Raw genomic sequence first — 21,186 nt, forward strand, 5'->3', positions numbered from 1 at the left:
ATTTTAATTAATTATTTTTTATTGACTTTTGATCTTTTAATTGCAAACTGATTTTGCTAAACTCTTCCTTTCAACGCATTAAAAACCCATGCATTAGCAAAGAAACCAACGCCAACGGCTACAAATCCCCAGCCTGATACTTCGCTGTATCTAAAAGCACCAAGACCTATAAGCAACAATCCCATAAGTATCATTATAAAAGTAGCCCATCCTAAAACGGTATTTTTATTCATTCCCATAATTGTGATAATTATTTTTTAATGTGATTTATTTTTAGAAGTGCAAATATCGTGAATTTTCACGGCTTAATTAAATATTTTATATAGCATTTCTTTTAGTAAATCTGATTGCGGTAAAGCATTGGCTCCAACTCCTTTACTTTTAATGTCAATATCACGTAAGGCACCTATAATTTGGCTCACTTTTCGCATGGGATAATTCTTTATAGCCAAGTCATATTCCTTTAAAAAATAAGGATTTACACCAATTGCAGCAGCCACATTTTTAGGATTTTTATCCTTAAGCCCATGGTATTTTAAAAGCTGAACAAAAAAGCCAAAAACCAAACCAGTTGTCATTACAAGTGGATATTCTTTAGGATTATGAGCAAAGTTTTCTGCAATTTTATACGCTTTCAACTGATTGCGTTCTCCAATTGCTTTTCGAAGTTCAAACACATTATAATCTTTACTGAAACCAATATTTTCCTCGATATGTTGTGGTGTAATCATCGTTCCCTGAGGTAAAATAATCTGTAATTTCTCTAATTCATTATTAATTTTACTCAAATCGGTTCCTAAAAATTCAACCAACATCGCATTCGCTTTTGGATCAATGGTGTATTTTTTTCCGGCAAGAATTCGTTTTATCCAGTCGCCTACCTGATTTTCGTATAATTTTTTACTCTCGTAAACGATTCCGTTTTGCGCTAATAATTTAGTGACTTTTTTACGTTTGTCAAGTGTTTTGTATTTGTAGCAAAAAACTAAAACCGTTGTTTCCATTGGATTATTTACATACGATTCGATTTTATCTATTGTTCTGGATAAATCTTGTGCTTCTTTTACAATAACAACTTGACGATCAGCCATCATAGGATAGCGCTTGGCCGTTGAAACAATATCTTCAACAGAAACATCTCTTCCATATAAAACTGTTTGATTAAAGCCTTTTTCTTCTTCAGAAAGAACATTCTGCTCGATATATTCTGCTAGTTTATCAATATAATAAGGCTCTTCACCCATTAAAAAATAAATCGGTTTTATATTTCCTGCTTTAATATCATTAACAATTTTTACAACTTCGTCCATTCCAATCTTTTGTTTCAAGTTTAAAGTTTCAGGTTCTGGTTTCAATAACTTGAAACTTTAAACTTGAAACCTGAAACTATTTTATATTTTTGCTTTATGTTAAAGCTAAATTTTCCTTCCTATACTTTTCGATTCAAAAATAGCGAAAATAAAGTGTCTATTTTTGATGAAATCAGAAAAAAATTTATCATTCTCACCCCGGAAGAATGGGTTCGCCAGCATGTTGTTCATTATTTAATGAATGAAAAAAAATATCCAAAATCTTTAATCAATGTTGAGAAAGTTTTAACAGTCAATGGTTTACGAAAACGATACGATGTAGTGGTATTCAATTCTGATGGTTCTATACATATATTGGTAGAATGCAAAGCACCGGAAGTAAAAATATCACAGGCAACTTTTGATCAAATTGCACGTTATAATATGACAATGCAGGCACGGTTTTTGAAAGTCACAAATGGTCTGAATCATTTTTATTGTCAGATGGATTTTGAAAATGAAAAATATGAGTTTTTAAAGTCACTACCCGATTACAAAGAAATTTATTAAATTATAACATCAAATACTTTTGGATAAAATAGCAGTTGTCATTTTAAATTGGAACGGAATAAAATTGCTTGAGCAGTTTTTGCCTTCAGTTCTTCAATTTTCAGCAGAAGCTACGATATATGTAGCCGATAATGCTTCTACAGATGCTTCCGTAAATTTCGTTAAAGAAAACTTTCCAACCGTAAAAATTATCCAAAACAATGGGAATCATGGTTTTGCAAAAGGCTATAATGACGCTTTAAAAGAAGTAAATGCCGAAATATACGCTTTAGTCAATTCGGACATTGAAGTAACAGAAAATTGGCTCCAACCCATTATTGAAACTTTTGACACCGAAAAGCAGACTGCTATTATTCAACCAAAAATTCTTGATTTTAAAAACAAGGAATATTTCGAATACGCCGGTGCAGCTGGTGGATTTATTGATAAATATGGTTTTCCATTTTGTCGCGGACGTATTTTCGATACCATTGAAAAAGATAACGGACAATACGATGATAACATTGAACTGTTCTGGGCTTCAGGAGCCTGTTTTTTTATAAGAAGAGAAGTCTACAATGATCTGAAAGGCTTTGATGAAAGTTTCTTTGCACACCAGGAAGAAATTGATTTATGCTGGCGTGCCGCAAATGAAGGCCATATCATTAAATACAACTCCAAATCAGTTGTTTATCATGTGGGTGGCGCAACATTACAGCAAGGAAATCCGAAAAAGACCTATTTAAATTTCAGGAATTCATTACTAATGCTCGTGAAAAATCTACCTAAAAAAGGTTTATTTTTTATCATTTTCTTCCGTATGGTTTTAGATGGTATTGCGGGTATCCGTTTTCTTACACAGGGAAAATTCAGTCATACTTTTGCAATTTTAAAGGCGCATTTCTCTTTTTATTGCATATCTTTAAAGTATCTGCGAGAAAGAAAAGATTTTCAAATACAACAATACTATACCGTAAAAAGTATCGTTTACCTATATTACATAAAGAAATTGCTTGTTTTTAAAGAAATCTTTAACAGTAATCAAAATATTAAAAACTAAATTTGTAATCAACGTTTAATTAAATATAATACCTATGAGAAAAATAGTTATCGCACTATCAGTATTAATGGCCTTAACTTCGTGTGTATCGAAAAAGCAATACGCAGCATTAGAAGCTAAGAACAAAGAGACACAAGATTTATTAAACTCTTGCACAGTTAAATTAAATTCTTGTTTAGAAGAAAAAGCAGGATTAGCAGCAACAGCTGAAAGTTATAAAGCACATAATCAAGACTTAATAAACAGTTCTAAGGATTTAACTGTATTAACTACTAAGGGAGCTGAAAATCTTGAAAAATCTTTAGAAAGTTTAAAAGAGAAAGATTTAAAAATCTCAAGACTTCAGGATGCTTTAACTAAAAAAGACAGTGTAACTTTAGCTTTAGTTACAAGTTTAAAAGGTGCTGTTGGAATCAACGATCCGGATATCGAAATCAATGTTGAAAAAGGAGTAGTATTTATTTCTATTGCAGATAAACTATTATTTAAAAGTGGTAGCTATGATGTAAGTGATAAAGCGAAATCTGTTTTAGCAAAAGTTGCAAAAGTTGTTAACGACAAACCAGATTTTGAATGTATGGTTGAAGGTCACACTGATGATGTTCCATACAAAAGCAATGGTGTAATATTAGACAACTGGGATTTAAGTGTTAAACGTTCTACATCTATTGTACGTGTATTAACAAACGACCTTGGTGTTAACCCTGCAAAACTAATTGCTGCTGGTAGAAGTTCATATGTACCATTAGTTGCTAATGATACTCCTGAAAACAAAGCTCGTAACAGAAGAACTCGTATTGTGGTTATGCCAAAAATCGATCAATTCTACGATATGATTGAAAAAGAAATGAAAAAACAAGCTAAATAATTTAGCGTTTTACATACTTTATAAAACAGAAAAAGCAGGTCAATTGACCTGCTTTTATGTATCCTTAATTTTTTTAATAACCAATTAAATATAAATCAAGAATAGCATTATTTTTAATTAACTAACTAAATTTTAACTATAATAAAGTTAGTTATTTATTTCAAACTTTTATGCAATTTCAGTTTTTTTTTACAAAATTCCAATATCTCCTTTTCCTTCTCTGACAATTATTGGCTCATGCTCTGATAAATCAATAATTGTAGAACCAACATTGTCACCATATCCTCCATCAATTACCAAATCAACAAGATTTTGCCATTTTTCAAAAATTAGCTCTGGATCTGTTGTATATTCTATAACGTCATCTTCATCACGTATAGATGTTGAAACGATTGGATTTCCAAGTTGCCGAACAATTTCAAGAACAATATTATTATCCGGAACACGAATACCTACCGTAGTTTTCTTTTTGAATTCTTTTGGTAAATTATTATTTCCCGGCAAAATAAAAGTATACGGTCCTGGTAAAGCTCTTTTTAAAATTTTAAACGTTGCTGTATCAATCTGCCTTACGTAATCTGATAAATTACTTAAGTCATGACAAATAAACGAAAAATTTGCTTTCTCTAACTTAACTCCCTTAATTTTTGCAATTTTTTCTAAAGCACGTGAATTGGTAATATCGCAACCTAAACCATAAACAGTATCTGTGGGATAAATTACCAAACCACCATTCTGAAGGACTTTAACCACTTTTGCAATTGCAGCTTCACTTGGTTTATCAGGATATATTTTTATAAATTCGGCCATCTAAAATTTTGTTTAAAGTTTAATTTTGTTTTAGGTTTCAAGTTCGAAAATCGTATAATACCTAACCGTAAAGTTCGCAAAGATTTACGCTATGAACGCAAAGGTTATATGTAAGCTTTACTGTTAAATTATGTTCAAAGCAGGAAACTTGAAACCTGAAACTTTGAAACTTTATTTAACCTATTACATCTAGTTTTGCAAATCGGAGTAATAATTTCTTAATTCCGCCAACTTCAAATTTAATTTCAGCTTTTTTATCTGCTCCAAAACCCTCTAAGTTAACCACTTCACCTTTTCCAAAACGTTCGTGCATTACTACGTTTCCGATCGTTAATTTGCTGTCAAATAAATTGGGTGCAGCTGAATTTGGATTATTAGACACTACAGGTTTCAACTTTCTGATATTCAAATCTGGTTTTGGCTCGTTATCCGTAATATGTTTCGGTGGCGTTCCTCCTATTGGTTTTGCCAACCTTAATTTCGATTTATCTACATCTCCAAAAATATCACTATCAATCTGTGATTTATAGCGGTAATTGCTTTCTGCAGGCGTTAAGTATTCTAAATATTGCGGATCAATTTCTTCAATAAAACGAGAAGGTTCACTATCTGTCAATTTCCCCCAACGATAACGCGATTGTGCATATGTCAAATACGCCTGATGTTCTGCGCGAGTTAAAGCTACATAAAATAATCGACGTTCTTCTTCCAATTCACTTCTGGTACTCATACTCATGGCACTCGGAAACAGATCTTCTTCCATTCCCACTACAAAAACATGCGGAAATTCAAGTCCTTTTGCTAAGTGAATCGTCATCAAAGCCACACGATCCTCGTCAGAAGTATCTTTATCTAAATCCGTCGCAAGCGCTACATCTTCCATAAATTCAGATAATGCTCCTCTTGCACCGTCAATCTCTCTCTGACCTTCAGTAAAATCTTTTATACCATTTAAAAGTTCTTCGATATTCTGAATTTTTGCCATTCCTTCCGGCGTAGCATCTTTCTTCAATTCCTGAACCAAACCCGTTTTTTTTGCAACGTGGTCTGTAATATAAAAAGCATCCTGATTTTCATTGATTACCTGAAAACTCTGAATCATAGTCACAAAATCATTCAGTTTGTTCTTTGTTCCGGTATTCAGTTTCAAATCGATTTTATCGATATTAACCATTACTTCCCAAATCGAACGCTTGTAATGATTGGCTGCAATAGTTAATTTTTCTACTGTTGTATCTCCAATTCCACGAGCCGGATAATTGATTACACGAATTAAAGCCTCCTCATCTTTTGGATTAATTACCAAACGCAAATAACACAATACATCTTTGATTTCCTTACGTTGATAAAAAGATAATCCACCATAAATTCGATACGGAATATCACGTTTTCTCAATGCATCCTCCATTGCGCGCGACTGCGCATTAGTACGATACAAAATGGCAAAAGCTCCATTGTTAAGCTGATTTTGCATTTTCTGTTCAAAAATGGTGCTGGCCACAAAACGTCCTTCTTCTGCATCTGTCAGGCTACGATGCACTTTAATTTTCGCGCCAAAATCATTCGCCGTCCAAACAACTTTATCTAATTTGGTTTTATTATGCTCCATTATCGTGTTTGCCGCTTCCACAATATTTCGGGTCGAACGGTAATTTTGCTCTAAACGAAACATTACAACACCTTCATAATCCTTCTGAAAATTCAGGATATTATTAATGTTCGCACCACGAAAGGCATAAATACTCTGCGCATCATCTCCAACAACACAAATATTTTGAAATTTATCTGATAAAGCCCTTACAATCAAATACTGAGAGTGATTTGTATCCTGGTACTCATCAACCAGAATATAACGAAAACGATTCTGATATTTCGCTAAAACTTCTGGAAAACGAGTCAATAACTCATTGGTTTTCAGTAATAAATCATCAAAATCCATTGCGCCGGCTTTAAAACAGCGGTCTACATATTGTTGGTAAATTTCACCTAATCTTGGTCTTTTTGCCATTGCATCGGCTTCAACCAATTCAGGATCATTGAAATAAGCTTTCACTGTAATCAAGCTGTTTTTATAACTTGAAATTCGGCCTAAAATCTGCTTTGGTTTATAGATATCACGATCCAACTGCATTTCCTTAATAATTGAAGAAATAAGTCGAGCTGAATCTTGGGAATCGTAAATTGTAAAATTGGAAGGGTATCCTAAATGATCCGATTCTGAACGCAGAATACGGGCAAAAATCGAGTGGAAAGTTCCCATCCACAAATTCTTCGCTTCTGTTGCGCCCACAATATCCGAAATCCTGTGTTTCATCTCACGGGCCGCTTTATTCGTAAAAGTAAGTGATAAAATGTTGAATGCATCAACACCCTGCGCCATCAAATAAGCAATTCTAATCGTTAAAACACGAGTTTTTCCAGATCCTGCACCAGCAATAATAATCATTGGCCCGTCCTTCTTTAAAACGGGTTCTCGTTGTGCTTCGTTGAGCTGGTCAATATATTTTTGCATGAAATTGTTCTCCTTTAATGCAAAAATAGCAATTTAAAAAGAAAGTTCCTAAGATGCAAAAGAAAGGTTCTGAGGTTCTAAGATACTAAGGTTCTAAGTGTTTTTTTGAAGCACGGCAATTGGTATTTTTTGAAACATAGTTCCCGCTTTCGGCTATATCTCTCCGTTGCACTTCGAGGATACCGCCTCTATCGGGGTTAGGCTCAGATAATTGGTGTTTTTTTTTAATAAAAAGAAAGAAAATTCTTATTTTTTTAGTCTTATATTTGTAAACTTATGAATGAAAAATGAAAATAGAACTTACGAAAATTGCTGAAGAAAGTTATTTTGAGATTATTAATAAATATTCTGAAGCCAAGACTGCTTCTTTTTCAAAAAGTACTATTTCAATTCTACATCTAATTCAACAAAATAATCTAATTGGATCAAGATATAAAAAAACATTTTATAGAAAATTTTTAATTTCAAACCAAGTCTTTGTTTCACAAAATAGAATTTCAAATAATTTATATAACCCTTTTTTGGGACAACAAAAGAAATCCTTCAAATTTAGATATTATACTTAGCTCTTAATTTTTCTTTAAAATCTGAAAAGTCTATAGCTCTTCCCTCTTTAATATCTTCTTCGCTTTTTTCAAGTTGCTGAATTAAAATTTCTTCAGGAAATAATAAGGCCGTAATTAATTTAACTTCCTGATGGGTAAAGTTTTTTGATTTTAATTTTCTATAATATGTTGCATGTTTCAAACCTAATTTTTGCATGAAAAACTCGGCTTTATAATAAGATTTACTTATCAATTCAGGCAAATCATTAATGTAATTCTCGTAATTTTGAACTATTTCTATCATTTTATGAGACTATTAGTATTAATATTGCACAAATATAATCTAATTAAATGATAGCAAATAAAAAAGCCTATAAAACTTACCACACCAGAACCTTCATTTAAAAAACACATCATAAGCAAATCGAATCAACGTTCCAATTACCACAATCAAAAAGAAAATTCGAATAAAACCATTTCCTTTATTGATCGCTAATTTTGCACCCAGCCAACCGCCAAGTCCGTTGCTGACTGCCATCGGAATTGCAATGGTCCAAATGATCTTTCCTTTTATCATAAACAAACAAATCGAACCAAAATTTGTTGCCAGATTTACCATTTTTGCATTCGCGGAAGCATGCAAAAAATCAAAACCTAAAAGTGCTATAAAAGCCACTACAAAAAAACTTCCGGTTCCAGGGCCAATAAATCCATCGTAAAAACCAACAATTACACTTATGACAACTGCATAAATGATTTGAGTAGTAGCCGAATGATCTTTGGCAACATGCTGCCCGAAATTCTTCTTTGCATAAGTGTAAATAAACAATAAAGACAAAACTACCAGCAAAAGCGGTTTCATAAAATTATTACTGACCATGGTCAAAATTGTAGAACCCAAAAATGCTGATGGAACAGCTAAACACATCATTATCAAAAGTAATTTCCATTGAATTACTACCTTTTTCAAATATTGAAAAGCAGCAAAAGCGGTACCTGTAAAGGCCGGTAATTTTAACGTTCCAATGACTGTCGAAACAGGTAAATTTGGCAATAGAATTAATCCCATTGGAGTTTGAATCAGTCCGCCACCGCCAACAATAGCATCAATAAATCCCGCAGCAAAAGCGGCTAAACAAAGTAAAATTATAATATAGCTTTCCATTACTTTTCTGTATCGGTTGGTTTTAAGAACTGTGCACAAAAATAGAGTTCCCTTTTGTTTATTACAACAGAATTACTATTGTTTTCTCATCAAAAAGTATATTTTTGTTGAAAAATTGAACCCAAATGGACTATACAAGAATTATAGAATTAGCCAGTTATACTTTGCCTGCTATTGTGACTGGATTTGTAGCTTACAGTTTTTTTGAACTGCATATTAAAAACAACGATAAGAAACGTGCTTTTTTATTAAACAGAGAATATCAAAAACAATCATTACCAATACGTTTACAGGCTTACGAGCGTATGACTTTATATTTAGAGCGTATCAACCTAACCAAATTATTGATTAGAATTGCTCCCATATCTAACGAAAAACACGATTATGAAAACTTCGTAATCGACCAAATCGAACAGGAGTTTGAACACAACTTAACGCAGCAAATTTACATGTCTGACGAATGCTGGACGATCATAACGACTGCTAAAAATTCAACTATACAAATTATTCGCAAAGCTGCAATGAGCGACAGAGTGGATAGTGCAGATAAATTGAGAGAGAAAATTTTGAATGATTTATTAGAGAAGCAATCACCTAGTAATGCTGCTTTAGGGTACATTAAAAATGAGGTTTCGGAGTTGTGGTAAATAATTTAAGATTATTGATTTTAGATTTCAGATTTTAGATTATTGGTAGCAATCAAAAATCTAAAATCAGAATTCTAAAATCACTTATTATCACTCATAACTTCAGACTTATTCTGAGCATATTCATAACCTTGTTGCCACCATTCTTTCATCACTTCTTTATTAAAAATAAGGGCGTTGTCTGTTAGTTTTATTGGAGTGTAATATAAGTTAAGTTTCACATTCTTGTTATTTGCCATCAGTTTTCCTATAGCAATATCATGTTTTTCAACTTGATCTAAAGCAATTCTGAACAAATCAATCATTAACGAGAATGGGTTTTTACCAATAACCGTTTTATCCATATTTACTTCAGTTTCTAAGATAATAACATCAATTTCTGTGGCTCCACGGTTGATAGCTTCACGAATCGGAACCAGGCTTGAAAACCCTCCATCACCATATTCGCAATTGTCTTTCTCCACCAAACTCATAAACGGGACATAGTTGCTCGAGATCCACGACCAATCGCAAAACTCCTCATACGTACAATCTTTTACTGATTTGTATTCTGATTCATTTCGAGTAAAATTAGTTACAGTAATAACAACATCGTTATTTAGTTTTTTAAGTTTGTTAAAATCAGAAAGAGAAAAGTTATTTCGGATATATCTCTTCAGTCCTTTGCTTTCTCCAAAAGTTCTTTTTCCTTTAAAAAACTGTCGCAACACATTGAAGTGATTAATCGTTACAATGTCAACTCCATCTTTATTTTTAACTACAAACGGGCAAATATTAAAAATACTTCCCATGGTAACATTCGTATAAACCGAGTGAATTTTTTTGATATGTCCCAAAGCCAAATGCGGAATAAGCAAACTTCCGGTAGAAGTTCCTAAAAACAAATCGTATTCGTGATTTTTTTCTTCTATTAGATATTGCGCCACACCACCGGCAAATGCGCCCTTACTTCCTCCGCCAGAAATAACCAATGCTCTCATAAATTTATTGTAGGTTTATTTTTTTTAGAAAATAGAAAAAAGAATAAAGAGCAAAGACTTTCCTATCTTTATTAAATCTTGCCTCTTGCTTCTATTCTCTGTATTCTATATTCTATTCTCTTCAATCTTTCCTCTTGCTTCTATTCTCTATATTCTATATTCTATTCGCTCCAATCTTTCCTCTTGTCTCTTGCTTCTATTCTCTATATTCTATATTCTATTCTCTATTCGCTCCAATCTTTCCTCTTGCCTCTTGCTTCTATTCTCTATTCCTTCAGCAAACGACTCAATTGAAACTGTTCATCGGGGGTCAAATTAGGCAAAATTCTTTCAAAGGAAGCACGCATATCTGAATTTTTTAATAAAAACCGAATTGTATCTCTTCCAAATTTTGAAAATTGCCACATATGATGCGTTGTTGCGCCAACTAAATTACTCAAAACCTGATCGTTAATAATTTTGAAAGCTATAAGTTTTTCGAGTGCATTTTGTCTTGTTGTCGCCTCATATTTTGTAGAAGAAAAAGAGATTAATTCAGCAACTAAAGTATCTGGACTCTCTGCATAATTTGGAGTGGATAATGCCAATGAAAGCCACATGGTACGTAAATTATAATCATTAAATCCAATCCAGTTTTTGGATTTTTCAAGATATACTGAACGATGCTCCGGGAAATTTTTCCAAAGCCAATACAATGCAATCTCCTGAGTTTGGTACGATTTATCATCAAGTAAAGTTTCATAATCAGTTCTAAAATCTTCCGGAATCTTACTCAAAGTTGTCGCAACATCCTGACGAACCTGAATGGTATAGGTTTTTAAAGCGGTTAACAATAGTGTTTTTTTGGCTTCAAATTTTTCATTTTCCAATTGATCAACAATCGCTTGCTTTACAGAATAATAAACATCTGACTCTAATGTCTTCTTAAAGAAAGCCTCTTTTTCCGCTAAAGGTGTTTTCTTTAATTTATCAACTTCTAATCGAACCTGAATTGCTTTGTTTTTACTCAGTAAAGCATTGGCTGTTGGTGTATCAAAAACAGTCGATTCTAACCAGGTTTTCTGAAATTTATCTAAATCAAAATTGGAAACTTTTTTAATTTCTTCAATGAAGTTCTGCGTATTTACGGTTTGATACGCGTACTTTTTTAAATAACTTTTTATTGCTTTTTTGAAAGCTTTGTCTCCAATCGATTCATGCAGGACAAACAACGCCCACGCCCCTTTTTCATAAAAAGTAAGCGAACTGGCTTTGGCATTTAAAACCGGAATCGTATCTGTTCTGGAAGCAAATTTAATCTGCTGTGCCGTATCGTATAATTTCGAATAAAAATAGTCATCTCCGTAAATTTCCCTTTCGGCAAGAGCAGCATAATAAGTAGCAAAACCTTCCTGAAGCCAATGATGTTTGCTGCTTTCGGCGGTAATTAAATCTCCAAACCAATGATGGGCCAATTCATGCGCATCAACATTGGTATAGTTTCGGTCTTCAAAACCAATAGAATCTACCACATATCGTGTCGCGAAAAGTGTAGAAGTTGTATTTTCCATTCCGGCATAAAGAAAATCACGAACCGGAATTTCTCTGTAAATTTCCCACGGATATTTTACTCCGATTTCATTCTCTAAAAAATCAAAAATACGCTTCGAATAGCGATAGGTTGGCTCAAAACGACTTATGTCTTTATTCTCTAAATAATATTCTAACGGAATTTTAGATTTTGCTGTCAGTTCTTTTTTATCATATTTCCCAATGGCAAGCATTAATAAATAAGAACTCATTGGTTTCTCCATTTCGTATTGCCAATGATTTGAATTTCCGTTTGACGTTTTATCTTTTAAAATTCCATTTGAAACTACCTGATATCCTGTCTCAAAGTTGATTCCTAAATTGAAAATTACTTTTTCATTTACATCATCAAAACTCGGAAACCAATTACTTGTATATCTTCCCTGCCCTTGCGTCCAGATTTGCACTTCTGAATTCTCAATAGCAACAAAATAAAGTGCCTGTTTTGGTTTAACGGAATACTCAAAAGTTAAATGGTTTTTTCCTTTTTGAAAATTATTGACAATTTGTAATTGTTTGCCTGTATTTACAAATTGAACATCCTTATTATCAATTTGAACCTTTGTAAATTCCATGTTTTTAGCATCGATTTTAATGGTATCAAGCGGTTTCAAAACCTCAAATTGATAATCAACAAAACCGGAAACCAATTTTTCTTTTGGATTTAAAGACAATTGTCCCGAAACGGTTTTGAAATCTACAAACTGAGTTTGCTGTGCAAAAAGGAATGTGGTAAATAATAGAAGGATGTATTTCATTGAAATAAATTTGTAGGCGAAATTCCAAAGTTACAAAGGTTTCATCAACAAATCGAATGAAATTTGTAAGTTTACCAGATAAAATAACAACAACGTGCCAGCACCAAAAAAAGCCTTATTCAACTGGAGCAGCGGAAAAGATTCTGCTCTTACTTTATATAAAATTCTACAAAATCCCGAATATAAAATTGAATGTTTATTGACAAGCGTTAACCAACAATTTCAACGCATTTCGATGCATGGTGTTCGTGTTGAATTACTTGAAGCACAGGCAAAAAGTATTGGTTTACCACTGGAAATTTTGCAAGTTCCTGAAATGCCTACTATGGAAGTCTATGAAAATGTTATGACTAAAGCTCTCACAGAATTAAAAAACCAGGGCATATTACATTCTGTTTTTGGAGATATTTTTCTGGAAGATTTACGTAACTATCGCGAAGACCAATTGGCAAAAATTGGTTTTGAGGGTGTTTTTCCGATCTGGAAAATTCCAACAAAAGAACTGATTCAGGAATTTATTTCATTAGGATTTAAAACGATCGTAGTTTGTGTAAACGAACGCTATCTAGATAAAAGTTTTGTGGGAAGAATAATCGATCAGGATTTTATTAATGATTTGCCTGATAATGTAGATGTTTGCGGCGAAAACGGCGAATTTCACACCTTTGCTTTTGATGGTCCGATTTTCTCTCAACCAATCAATTTTGAAATTGGAGAAATCGTCTATAGAAAATATGAAAAACCTAAAAATGAAGATTCATCCGATACGGCTTGCGATACAAGTGCCAGCGATGCTTTTGATTATGGATTTTGGTATTGCGATTTGATTCCTAAAAATTAAATTAGACAATTAGAAAATGTCTCAATTTGATAATTTAGGAATCGCTATAATTATCACATCTTCTAATTGACGCATTTTCTAATTTTCAACATACATTTTAAGCAAATTCGTAACCGTATTCCAGTTTCGAATTGTAGCAACTACATTTAGCTTTTTCTCAATGTACTTTTGATCAAATCTTGTTTTTCCTGCTCCAACAGCATATTTTATAAAAATTCTGTTGCCGTCGATAGTTGCTTCATCAGGTTTAAACTGGCTGATTTTTAAATCATTTATGTTTTCCTTTTTTAATTCAGCTGAAACAAAAGCTACGTATAGTTTTTTTGTGTCAATATCTTTTTCTTTAAGATAAGGACTGTTTTTAAAACACAATTCCAAATCTTCCTGAGTAATGACGATTGTTGGAACTTCATGTCCAAAAATCTTAAAAATTTCTTGCTTGATCGTAAAACCTACTTTCGATGTACTTTCTTCATCGATATCAACAAAAACATTTCCAGATTGCAGATAGGTTCGCACATTTGTAAAACCAATATTCTCCAACATTAACTTTAAAGCTTCCATTTTCATCATATTGTGGCCAGAAACATTAATGCCTCGTAAAAGTGCTAAGTGAGTTGTCATTTGTAAGTGTTTTAAAAAGAAAAAAGTATTCAATTATAATTGAATACTTTTAAATATAGGAACAAACTTAAGTCTTTTATTTGTCTTTTTTATACGTTAATTTATAATCGCACATTTCGGCTGAATTTTCTAAATAACCATTGTAAATATACAAAAGCTCGCTGTTGCCTCCAAATCCACTATAACAACTGTATATTAAATTAGAAGGCCCTGAATAAGTCAATTGAAAATTAGGTCTTTCATCACGTGTAAAAATTTCAAAAGTTCCAGACAAATTCGTAGTTACTCCATTAACTTTTTTTGCTCTCGTAAAAGTATTGTCTTTATTGAAAACATATTGGTCAGTGAAGTCTTCTTTTGTATAAATATTTGTCCACTTTCCATAATAATCAGTTCCCGTATATCTCGCATCTTCTTCTGAGTTGCTATCATTTGAGCAAGAAACCAGCGAAATAAATACTATAATTAAAAGTCCAATTTTTTTCATCTTTTTTAAGGTTTTTAAGGTTAACTAGTATTAAGATTTTACTTTCTTATAATGGTTGCGTTCCATTTGAGTAACTTAACGTTAAGTTAATATTCGAAATTGGAAAATAACAATACATTTTCAAATTTCCCAATTAAAATCTATCTTCGCTGTTTCAGAGATAAAAGAGTATAGAATAAAGAATATAGACAAAAATCTGTTCTCTATTCTCCTTTTTTGTATACTCTATTTTATAAAATCAACAATCTAAACTCTACAATAATTAATGTCTAATAATCTCCTTGAAACCCCAATAGAATACTTAAAAGGTGTTGGTCCGAGTCGTGGCCAGTTGCTTCGTAAGGAATTGGGTATTCATAAATATGGAGATTTGGTTAATTTTTTCCCGAATAGATATATTGACAGAACGCGTTATTATAAGATAAATGAACTTCAGAATACAGGAGCCGAAGTTCAGATTATTGGTAAAATCATCAATATAAAAACGGTTGAATTTGCTAAAAATAAAAAACGTTTGGTTGCCACTTTCGTGGATGACACAGGGCAAATCGATTTGAATTGGTTTCAGGGACATAAATGGATTAGAGAAAGTTTAAAACTCAATGAAGTTTGCGTTATTTTCGGAAAATGTTCCTTGTACGGAAGTCAGTTTAGTATGGCGCATCCTGAAATTGAATTGTGGAGCGAGCACGAAAGAAGCCTTCGTTCTGCCATGCAGCCCGTTTATCCCTCGACAGAAACATTAGCCAATCGCGGAATTTCAAACCGAACGATTAATAAGTTGATGGAGCAGCTTTTTATAGAAACACAGGCTTTATTTACGGAAACTTTTCCGCCTTATCTAATCGAAGAATTAAAGTTAATTCCGAAAAGAGCGGCTTTGTTCAACATCCATTTCCCAAAAAGTACTGATGCTTTGGCAAAAGCGCAATTCCGCTTAAAATTTGAAGAACTATTTTTTATTCAGCTTCAGTTAATTACTAAAAACCTGATTCGGAAGCACAAAATAAAAGGGCATCCCTTTACCAAAGTAGGTGAGCTTTTTAATGAATTTTATCAGAATCATTTGCCGTTTGAATTAACAAATGCTCAAAAAAGAGTGATCAAAGAAATTCGTTCAGATATGGGAAGTAATGCCCAAATGAATCGTTTGTTACAAGGAGACGTTGGTTCTGGAAAAACAATTGTGGCTTTTATGAGTATGCTTTTGGCTATTGATAATGGTTTTCAGGCTTGTTTAATGGCTCCGACTGAAATTCTGGCGAATCAGCATTTTGTTGGTTTATCAGAATTGGCTAAAACTTTAGATCTTAACATCAAAATACTTACCGGTTCAAGCAAAACTGCAGCTCGCAAAATCATTCACGAAGAACTTGAAAATGGCAGTTTACATATTTTAATTGGGACGCATGCTTTACTGGAAGATAAAGTACAATTCCAAAATCTAGGTTTGGCCGTAATTGATGAGCAACATCGTTTTGGTGTAGAACAACGGTCGAAATTGTGGAAGAAAAATAGTATTCCGCCACACGTTTTAGTGATGACTGCTACTCCAATTCCAAGAACTTTGGCAATGAGTTTATATGGTGATTTGGATATCTCTGTGATTGATGAGTTACCTCCGGGAAGAAAACCTATACAAACGGTTCATCGTTTTGATAGCAACCGATTGAAAGTCTGGAAATTCCTTCGTGACGAGATTGCTTTAGGAAGACAAATTTACATTGTTTATCCGTTGATTCAGGAATCCGAAAAAATGGATTATAAAGATTTAATGGACGGTTACGAAAGTATTTCTCGTGATTTTCCGTTGCCTCAATATTCGATTTCGATTTTGCACGGAAAAATGAAACCAGCAGATAAGGATGCTGAAATGAAACGCTTTTCAGAAGGAAAAACAAATATAATGGTGGCAACAACTGTAATTGAAGTTGGTGTTAATGTACCAAATGCAAGTGTTATGATCATTGAAAGTGCCGAACGCTTTGGGTTGTCACAATTGCATCAGCTACGTGGTCGCGTTGGTCGCGGTGCCGAACAGAGTTATTGTATTTTAATGACAAGCTACAAATTAAGTGCTGACAGTAAAACCAGAATGGAAACTATGGTTCAAACCAATGATGGTTTTGAAATTGCCGAAGTTGATTTGAAATTACGGGGACCTGGCGATTTAATGGGAACACAACAAAGTGGTGTCTTAAATCTTCAGATTGCAGATATAGTCAGAGACCGTGATATTTTGAGTTTAGCCCGAAACTATGCGATGAAAATTTTAAAAGAAGATGGTCCTCTTCAAAAACCTGAACATGCTGTCCTAAAAGCTGTTTTTATCGAATTGACTAAGAAGAAAAATATCTGGAATTATATTTCTTAAGGTGCTGAGATACTACTACTAAAATTTAAGGTTCTTAGATACTAAGGTTCTAAGATACTGAGATACTTAGTTATTAATCTTAGAACCTTAGCAACTTTAAAAAAAAAACCTCATTGTATCAGTCTTAATCATGATGAATTAAGATAAAAATATTCAATTGTCCTTGGTAGGGTGATTTAGATTTGTTGGGGTGCAAATTCGTTGATTTGAATATTTTATTCGATACAATGAAGTATATTTTAATTTTGATTATTTCTTTTTAGGCACTTCTTTCTTTTCAAAAAGACCATTAAAAAGACCTTTGCTTATTTTATTTTTATCATCTTTTCCTGTTGCGACAAGATGATCAATATATTCCATATATGTTTTTTTACGTTCTTCTAAAAACCCAATCAGATATTCCTCAGATGCTAACATTCCACTGGCCTCTTCGATATGCAAAAGTTTCTTATACAGAGGTTCGATAAATTTTATAATAATATCCTCCGGAACAGATTTTCTTGTTCCAAAGTAACCAACGATTTGTCCATCAGAATCGGCTATAATTTTAAAATCGGTAATTACCCAATAATATCTGCCCGTTTTAGACATATTCTTGATGATGGCATGAATATTATTACTTGCTTTAATACTGTCCCATAAGAATTTAAAAATCACTTTTGGCATGTCTGGATGCCGAATTATATTGTGAGGTTGTCCAATAAGTTCAAATTCATCATAACCAGATACGTCAATAAAATCTTCATTGGCATACAAAATAGTTCCTTTTGTATCCGTTTTGCTAAGTAATACTTTATTTTTATTCCAATCAACTTCTCTGTCTGATGGATTCGGGCGGGTAATTCTGGTATCCATAAATCTTGTATTTTAAATTAATTTGTAATTACATTCTGAGTGTAGTATTTAATTCCATAAAGTATTAATTATTAATTACGAATAAAATAAAAGCTTTTAGTGCCCCGGTGGTCTGCTATTTATCGACTTTACATGAATATCATTAACCATATCGTCAATTTTTTTAGCACTATCGCGCATCATATCCAAATAACTCAAAAGCTGATCATTATCTGTATGCCCTTTTGAAACATCAATAAGTTTTAATACTGAACTAACAGGCAATTTTAGATCTAGAGTTGTTTTGTGAACAAAATCATTATATTCTTTTGTGGCCGTTAAAGAAGTATACTTTGCTGATGCCAATTTCATGTTTTCTAACTCATATTCATCAGATATTTTAGAAATATGGTTTTGACTATGTGTTTTAAAGTAGTAAGCCCAATAGCCGTTCATAAAGAAAACAACAGCAGCAAGTACAATGTGTATAACAAGGGTTTCGGTATCAAAATTAACTTGCGAAAAATACAATTGTATTCCTTTTGGATCAGTGTAAACAACATTTTGCATGTATGCCAAAGCAACGTGATGTCCTACAACCAAAAGTGTAAGCGGGATTTGCAATTTCCAGTTTTGATAAATAATCAGGATTGTACTGGCAATGAAAACAGTAAAATGCATTTCGAATAAACCATGCATCTGATAAATGTACTGAGCCATAAAAATAGCGAGCACAACAGAAAGAACGTACTGGTAAAATTTGGAATTTTTAAGAAGAAATTTTGCTGAATAATAGGCTAATAAATTTAATGTTCCTACTCCTGCTCCAATCTCCCAAGTATCGTATTTAAAAGCTAAAGCAATCCCCAGGAGAAAATAAATGGCGAGAACATAATTAATAATCGTATCCGATTTTTGTGTCATAGTAGACATAAAATTGTGCAGGTAATCCTGTTCGTTCAAACTAGCTTTTGCTTTCATAATTTAGGTAATGTTAAGGTTAGATTTATTTAGTGCATTTTGGTAACGAACATCCATAAGCCTGGAGAGCTAACGCATCAAATGATGGGGTATTTGTATGACTTAATAAAGAATCTATTGCCTGTTGGGCATAATTACTGTCAGCATTGGTACAGTACCTGGTTTTATTATAATTTCCGCGATAGTACAAGTTCTGATAAGCATCGACCAGAACCGCCTGAGGTGTTGAGAAAACACCACAATTTTTTGCTATTTGTTCATCAAAATAGACAGGAATTTTTGCGTCAAATTTTTTCTGAATTTCTTCAATTGTAAACGTCTTCTCTTTATTTAAAACTACAATTTTGAAATTTATACGGTCTCCATATTTTTTAATCAGCCCGCTAACATGAGGAACATTAAAACGAGAACATGGACAATCAGGATTAAAAAAATGTATAAAAACAGGCCTTTGATCTGTTATGCAACATTTTAAATCCACTTTACTTCCTAGGGCTATAGCGTGATAATTTTGAGGAACCGGTGTAGGCAAACTGTATTTATATTCATTTTGCCAAAACAAATAAGAAATTGCAAAAAGTAAAAGTGAAAACCATAAACCAAGAAGTAATTTTTTCCTCATAAACAGATGACTTTTAATTTAAAAATATAAACAGTTGTTAATTTATTGATTCCTAAAAAGCACAAAATTTAACTTAATACAAATAAAAAACCTACATATATTAACGATTAAATGGTAAAAACATTAATATTCTCACAAAAAAATTAAATAATTGTTTAACACTACCAATGTTACAAATAAAATCGATAAAGAGCAAAATAAATCAGTTAAAATACGTAAAAAAGGCACAATGTGTTATTTTTCTTATTTTTAAAGCAGGTATTTTTACGTATTTTATAAGTTATAACTGAACAAAAAAATCTTGTTTATCTCATTTTTAGACATTTAATTTTTTTGTAATTCCATCTGCATTTTTTTTTTTGCTCCAACATTAAACCTTTGTAAAGAGAAATAGTCTAATACGTAATCTAATTTAAAAACTTGTACATACAAATGTTAAATAAACGCCAACCTCTTTCGATTTCGGTTCAAAAAGTTAAATTTGTAAGCTACTAAAAACAATCCCAAAAAAACATTTACCTCAATTTTATGAAAGTAAAAAATCTAATTTATGCCCTGTTAATTATAGTACTCGGAGGGTTTATCGCCTATAGAGTTGTTTCTAACAAAAGTAAAAACGACGAATCTAAAAAATCTGGCGATAAAGACCGTCCAACAACTGTAACAGGACTTGTAGTTAAAACTTCTACATTTGATAATAACCTTTCATTATCCGGATCTATTGAGGCCAATGAGCAAATAGAAATTCATAGTGAAGTTTCCGGAATTGTCGAAGGTATTTATTTTACTGAAGGCACCAATGTGAATAAAGGCCAGGTACTTTTTAAGGTAAATGATATTGAATTAAGAGCACAACTAAGGCAAGCTCAGACTAAAGAAGGATTAGCTGCTGAAAACGAAAGAAGAGCTAAATTATTACTACAAAAGGAAGCTATCAGTCAGGAAGAATTTGATGTTGCCAATGCAGATTATGCTTCTATGAAAGCACAAACTCAATTAATCAAAGCCCAAATTGCCAAGACTTCTGTCAAAGCACCTTTCTCAGGAAAAATTGGTTTACGTTCGATTTCACCGGGAACGTATATAACGCCTACTGTTTTAGTTGCAAAATTGGTCAACACAGGAAAATTAAAAATAACTTTCTCTATTCCTGAAAAATATGCTTCTCAAGTGCGATCAGGTTCAACTATTGATTTTTCAGTTTCAGGATCTGACAAAGTTTATTCAGCAAAAATATATGCAATTGAACCAGAAGTAGAAGTAGCAACCCGTACATTAAAAATTCGTGCTATTGCTGATAATATCGATGGAAAACTTTTCCCGGGAACTTTTGCCGACGTAAAATTACCTTTAAGTATTATTAAGGATGCAATTGTTGTTCCTTCAGAATCAATTGTACCGGTACAAGATGGTAAAAAAGTCTATATTGCCAATATGGGAAAAGCCAAGGAAGTTATGGTGGATGCAACAACAAGAACTGACGCTTCAATTTTAATTCTTTCAGGATTAAAAGCTGGTGATACATTAATCACAAGTGGAGTTATGTCATTGAAAAATGAAGCACCTATAAAAGTTCAAGTTAAAAAATAGTTTTGAGTTATGAATTTTGAGTTATGAGTTTTTCAAATTCATTCTCTATGTTCTATTTTCTTTATTATAAAATCTAAAATC

21 protein-coding genes are annotated in these 21,186 nt (G+C 32.6%); 8 read left to right on the forward strand and 13 right to left on the reverse strand.

What is annotated here, in order from left to right; genetic code table 11:
• Positions 1-56 precede the first annotated feature (56 nt).
• On the reverse strand, positions 57-233 hold the full coding sequence (locus B0A65_RS23275; RefSeq protein WP_089069631.1) for a CAL67264 family membrane protein: 177 nt from the start codon (positions 231-233) through the stop codon (positions 57-59).
• 72 nt (positions 234-305) lie between these two features.
• Positions 306-1,310 (reverse strand): DNA polymerase III subunit delta, encoded by a 1,005-nt coding sequence (holA, locus tag B0A65_RS11825; RefSeq protein ID WP_074661714.1) that lies wholly within the window; start codon positions 1,308-1,310, stop codon positions 306-308.
• 96 nt (positions 1,311-1,406) lie between these two features.
• Between holA and B0A65_RS11830 the strand changes: the two genes are divergently transcribed.
• Genes B0A65_RS11830 through B0A65_RS11840 form a run of 3 tightly spaced genes read left to right on the forward strand, consistent with a single transcriptional unit; the run spans position 1,407 to position 3,766 of the window.
• A complete protein-coding gene (locus B0A65_RS11830; protein ID WP_074661180.1) occupies positions 1,407-1,859 on the forward strand; it encodes a type I restriction enzyme HsdR N-terminal domain-containing protein in 453 nt (150 codons plus the stop codon).
• 19 nt (positions 1,860-1,878) lie between these two features.
• Positions 1,879-2,898 (forward strand): glycosyltransferase family 2 protein, encoded by a 1,020-nt coding sequence (locus B0A65_RS11835; RefSeq protein ID WP_074661178.1) that lies wholly within the window; start codon positions 1,879-1,881, stop codon positions 2,896-2,898.
• A 34-nt stretch (positions 2,899-2,932) separates the two neighbouring features.
• Positions 2,933-3,766, forward strand: coding sequence for an OmpA/MotB family protein (locus B0A65_RS11840; RefSeq protein ID WP_074661177.1), 834 nt, complete (start codon positions 2,933-2,935; stop codon positions 3,764-3,766).
• A 189-nt stretch (positions 3,767-3,955) separates the two neighbouring features.
• Here the strand turns inward: B0A65_RS11840 and B0A65_RS11845 are convergent, their stop codons facing one another.
• Both B0A65_RS11845 and B0A65_RS11850 read right to left on the reverse strand, forming a co-directional pair.
• Complete coding sequence (locus B0A65_RS11845; RefSeq protein ID WP_074661175.1) at positions 3,956-4,576, reverse strand: L-threonylcarbamoyladenylate synthase; 621 nt, start codon at positions 4,574-4,576, stop codon at positions 3,956-3,958.
• A gap of 175 nt (positions 4,577-4,751) precedes the next feature.
• Positions 4,752-7,088: an ATP-dependent helicase gene (locus B0A65_RS11850; protein WP_074661174.1), complete on the reverse strand. Its 2,337-nt coding sequence runs from the start codon at positions 7,086-7,088 to the stop codon at positions 4,752-4,754.
• A 287-nt stretch (positions 7,089-7,375) separates the two neighbouring features.
• Between B0A65_RS11850 and B0A65_RS11855 the strand changes: the two genes are divergently transcribed.
• On the forward strand, positions 7,376-7,654 hold the full coding sequence (locus B0A65_RS11855) for a hypothetical protein (protein ID WP_074661172.1): 279 nt from the start codon (positions 7,376-7,378) through the stop codon (positions 7,652-7,654).
• Here B0A65_RS11855 and B0A65_RS11860 read toward each other — a convergent pair.
• Positions 7,638-7,937, reverse strand: coding sequence for a hypothetical protein (locus B0A65_RS11860; protein ID WP_074661171.1), 300 nt, complete (start codon positions 7,935-7,937; stop codon positions 7,638-7,640). The genes B0A65_RS11855 and B0A65_RS11860 overlap by 17 nt on opposite strands.
• 93 nt (positions 7,938-8,030) lie before the next feature.
• Positions 8,031-8,798 (reverse strand): sulfite exporter TauE/SafE family protein, encoded by a 768-nt coding sequence (locus B0A65_RS11865; protein ID WP_074661169.1) that lies wholly within the window; start codon positions 8,796-8,798, stop codon positions 8,031-8,033.
• Between the two features lie 125 nt (positions 8,799-8,923).
• Between B0A65_RS11865 and B0A65_RS11870 the strand changes: the two genes are divergently transcribed.
• Positions 8,924-9,445 carry a DUF7935 family protein gene (locus B0A65_RS11870; protein WP_072970813.1) on the forward strand — a complete coding sequence of 174 codons (522 nt, stop codon included), beginning with the start codon at positions 8,924-8,926 and terminating at the stop codon, positions 9,443-9,445.
• A gap of 80 nt (positions 9,446-9,525) precedes the next feature.
• On the opposite strand, the gene B0A65_RS11875 is transcribed toward B0A65_RS11870, so the two are convergent.
• Together B0A65_RS11875 and B0A65_RS11880 are read right to left on the reverse strand one after the other, a co-directional pair.
• Positions 9,526-10,425, reverse strand: a complete 900-nt coding sequence (locus tag B0A65_RS11875) for a patatin-like phospholipase family protein (RefSeq protein ID WP_074661167.1) — start codon at positions 10,423-10,425, stop codon at positions 9,526-9,528.
• Between the two features lie 266 nt (positions 10,426-10,691).
• The gene (locus tag B0A65_RS11880) at positions 10,692-12,752 is read right to left on the reverse strand and encodes a M1 family metallopeptidase (protein WP_074661165.1); all 2,061 of its coding nucleotides are present in this window, start codon (positions 12,750-12,752) and stop codon (positions 10,692-10,694) included.
• A 94-nt stretch (positions 12,753-12,846) separates the two neighbouring features.
• Between B0A65_RS11880 and B0A65_RS11885 the strand changes: the two genes are divergently transcribed.
• Complete coding sequence (locus tag B0A65_RS11885; RefSeq protein ID WP_074661163.1) at positions 12,847-13,593, forward strand: Dph6-related ATP pyrophosphatase; 747 nt, start codon at positions 12,847-12,849, stop codon at positions 13,591-13,593.
• 78 nt (positions 13,594-13,671) lie between these two features.
• Here B0A65_RS11885 and B0A65_RS11890 read toward each other — a convergent pair whose 3' ends face one another.
• Entirely contained in the window at positions 13,672-14,217 is a 546-nt protein-coding gene (locus tag B0A65_RS11890; RefSeq protein ID WP_074661162.1) for a DUF1697 domain-containing protein, read from the reverse strand.
• 76 nt (positions 14,218-14,293) lie between these two features.
• On the reverse strand, positions 14,294-14,704 hold the full coding sequence (locus B0A65_RS11895; RefSeq protein WP_074661160.1) for a hypothetical protein: 411 nt from the start codon (positions 14,702-14,704) through the stop codon (positions 14,294-14,296).
• A 265-nt stretch (positions 14,705-14,969) separates the two neighbouring features.
• Here B0A65_RS11895 and recG point away from each other — a divergent pair, with 265 nt between their 5' ends.
• On the forward strand, positions 14,970-17,078 hold the full coding sequence (gene recG / locus B0A65_RS11900) for an ATP-dependent DNA helicase RecG (protein ID WP_074661158.1): 2,109 nt from the start codon (positions 14,970-14,972) through the stop codon (positions 17,076-17,078).
• A 249-nt stretch (positions 17,079-17,327) separates the two neighbouring features.
• On the opposite strand, the gene B0A65_RS11905 is transcribed toward recG, so the two are convergent.
• The 3 genes from B0A65_RS11905 to B0A65_RS11915 all read right to left on the reverse strand — a co-directional run bounded on the left by B0A65_RS11905 (position 17,328) and on the right by B0A65_RS11915 (position 19,515).
• On the reverse strand, positions 17,328-17,933 hold the full coding sequence (locus tag B0A65_RS11905) for a PAS domain-containing protein (protein WP_074661157.1): 606 nt from the start codon (positions 17,931-17,933) through the stop codon (positions 17,328-17,330).
• 96 nt (positions 17,934-18,029) lie between these two features.
• Positions 18,030-18,893 (reverse strand): hypothetical protein, encoded by an 864-nt coding sequence (locus B0A65_RS11910; protein WP_074661155.1) that lies wholly within the window; start codon positions 18,891-18,893, stop codon positions 18,030-18,032.
• A gap of 25 nt (positions 18,894-18,918) precedes the next feature.
• Complete coding sequence (locus B0A65_RS11915) at positions 18,919-19,515, reverse strand: peroxiredoxin family protein (protein WP_074661153.1); 597 nt, start codon at positions 19,513-19,515, stop codon at positions 18,919-18,921.
• Between the two features lie 528 nt (positions 19,516-20,043).
• Between B0A65_RS11915 and B0A65_RS11920 the strand changes: the two genes are divergently transcribed.
• The gene (locus B0A65_RS11920) at positions 20,044-21,105 is read left to right on the forward strand and encodes an efflux RND transporter periplasmic adaptor subunit (protein ID WP_074661152.1); all 1,062 of its coding nucleotides are present in this window, start codon (positions 20,044-20,046) and stop codon (positions 21,103-21,105) included.
• Positions 21,106-21,186 lie beyond the last annotated feature (81 nt).

The organism is Flavobacterium frigidimaris (genome assembly GCF_002217275.1).
Classification (GTDB): Bacteria; Bacteroidota; Bacteroidia; order Flavobacteriales; family Flavobacteriaceae; genus Flavobacterium; species Flavobacterium aquidurense.

What these genes read in the sequence shown, in the direction of transcription:
- B0A65_RS11905 (WP_074661157.1), bottom strand. Translation starts at nt 17,933, where the DNA reads ATGGATACCAGAATTACCCGCCCGAATCCATCAGACAGAGAAGTTGAT.
- B0A65_RS11880 (WP_074661165.1), bottom strand. Translation starts at nt 12,752, where the DNA reads ATGAAATACATCCTTCTATTATTTACCACATTCCTTTTTGCACAGCAA.
- B0A65_RS11870 (WP_072970813.1), top strand. Translation starts at nt 8,924, where the DNA reads ATGGACTATACAAGAATTATAGAATTAGCCAGTTATACTTTGCCTGCT.
- B0A65_RS11860 (WP_074661171.1), bottom strand. Translation starts at nt 7,937, where the DNA reads ATGATAGAAATAGTTCAAAATTACGAGAATTACATTAATGATTTGCCT.
- B0A65_RS11845 (WP_074661175.1), bottom strand. Translation starts at nt 4,576, where the DNA reads ATGGCCGAATTTATAAAAATATATCCTGATAAACCAAGTGAAGCTGCA.
- B0A65_RS23275 (WP_089069631.1), bottom strand. Translation starts at nt 233, where the DNA reads ATGAATAAAAATACCGTTTTAGGATGGGCTACTTTTATAATGATACTT.
- B0A65_RS11875 (WP_074661167.1), bottom strand. Translation starts at nt 10,425, where the DNA reads ATGAGAGCATTGGTTATTTCTGGCGGAGGAAGTAAGGGCGCATTTGCC.
- B0A65_RS11830 (WP_074661180.1), top strand. Translation starts at nt 1,407, where the DNA reads ATGTTAAAGCTAAATTTTCCTTCCTATACTTTTCGATTCAAAAATAGC.
- recG (WP_074661158.1), top strand. Translation starts at nt 14,970, where the DNA reads ATGTCTAATAATCTCCTTGAAACCCCAATAGAATACTTAAAAGGTGTT.
- B0A65_RS11840 (WP_074661177.1), top strand. Translation starts at nt 2,933, where the DNA reads ATGAGAAAAATAGTTATCGCACTATCAGTATTAATGGCCTTAACTTCG.
- B0A65_RS11855 (WP_074661172.1), top strand. Translation starts at nt 7,376, where the DNA reads ATGAAAATAGAACTTACGAAAATTGCTGAAGAAAGTTATTTTGAGATT.
- B0A65_RS11890 (WP_074661162.1), bottom strand. Translation starts at nt 14,217, where the DNA reads ATGACAACTCACTTAGCACTTTTACGAGGCATTAATGTTTCTGGCCAC.
- B0A65_RS11910 (WP_074661155.1), bottom strand. Translation starts at nt 18,893, where the DNA reads ATGAAAGCAAAAGCTAGTTTGAACGAACAGGATTACCTGCACAATTTT.
- B0A65_RS11915 (WP_074661153.1), bottom strand. Translation starts at nt 19,515, where the DNA reads ATGAGGAAAAAATTACTTCTTGGTTTATGGTTTTCACTTTTACTTTTT.
- holA (WP_074661714.1), bottom strand. Translation starts at nt 1,310, where the DNA reads ATGGACGAAGTTGTAAAAATTGTTAATGATATTAAAGCAGGAAATATA.
- B0A65_RS11895 (WP_074661160.1), bottom strand. Translation starts at nt 14,704, where the DNA reads ATGAAAAAAATTGGACTTTTAATTATAGTATTTATTTCGCTGGTTTCT.
- B0A65_RS11920 (WP_074661152.1), top strand. Translation starts at nt 20,044, where the DNA reads ATGAAAGTAAAAAATCTAATTTATGCCCTGTTAATTATAGTACTCGGA.
- B0A65_RS11850 (WP_074661174.1), bottom strand. Translation starts at nt 7,088, where the DNA reads ATGCAAAAATATATTGACCAGCTCAACGAAGCACAACGAGAACCCGTT.
- B0A65_RS11865 (WP_074661169.1), bottom strand. Translation starts at nt 8,798, where the DNA reads ATGGAAAGCTATATTATAATTTTACTTTGTTTAGCCGCTTTTGCTGCG.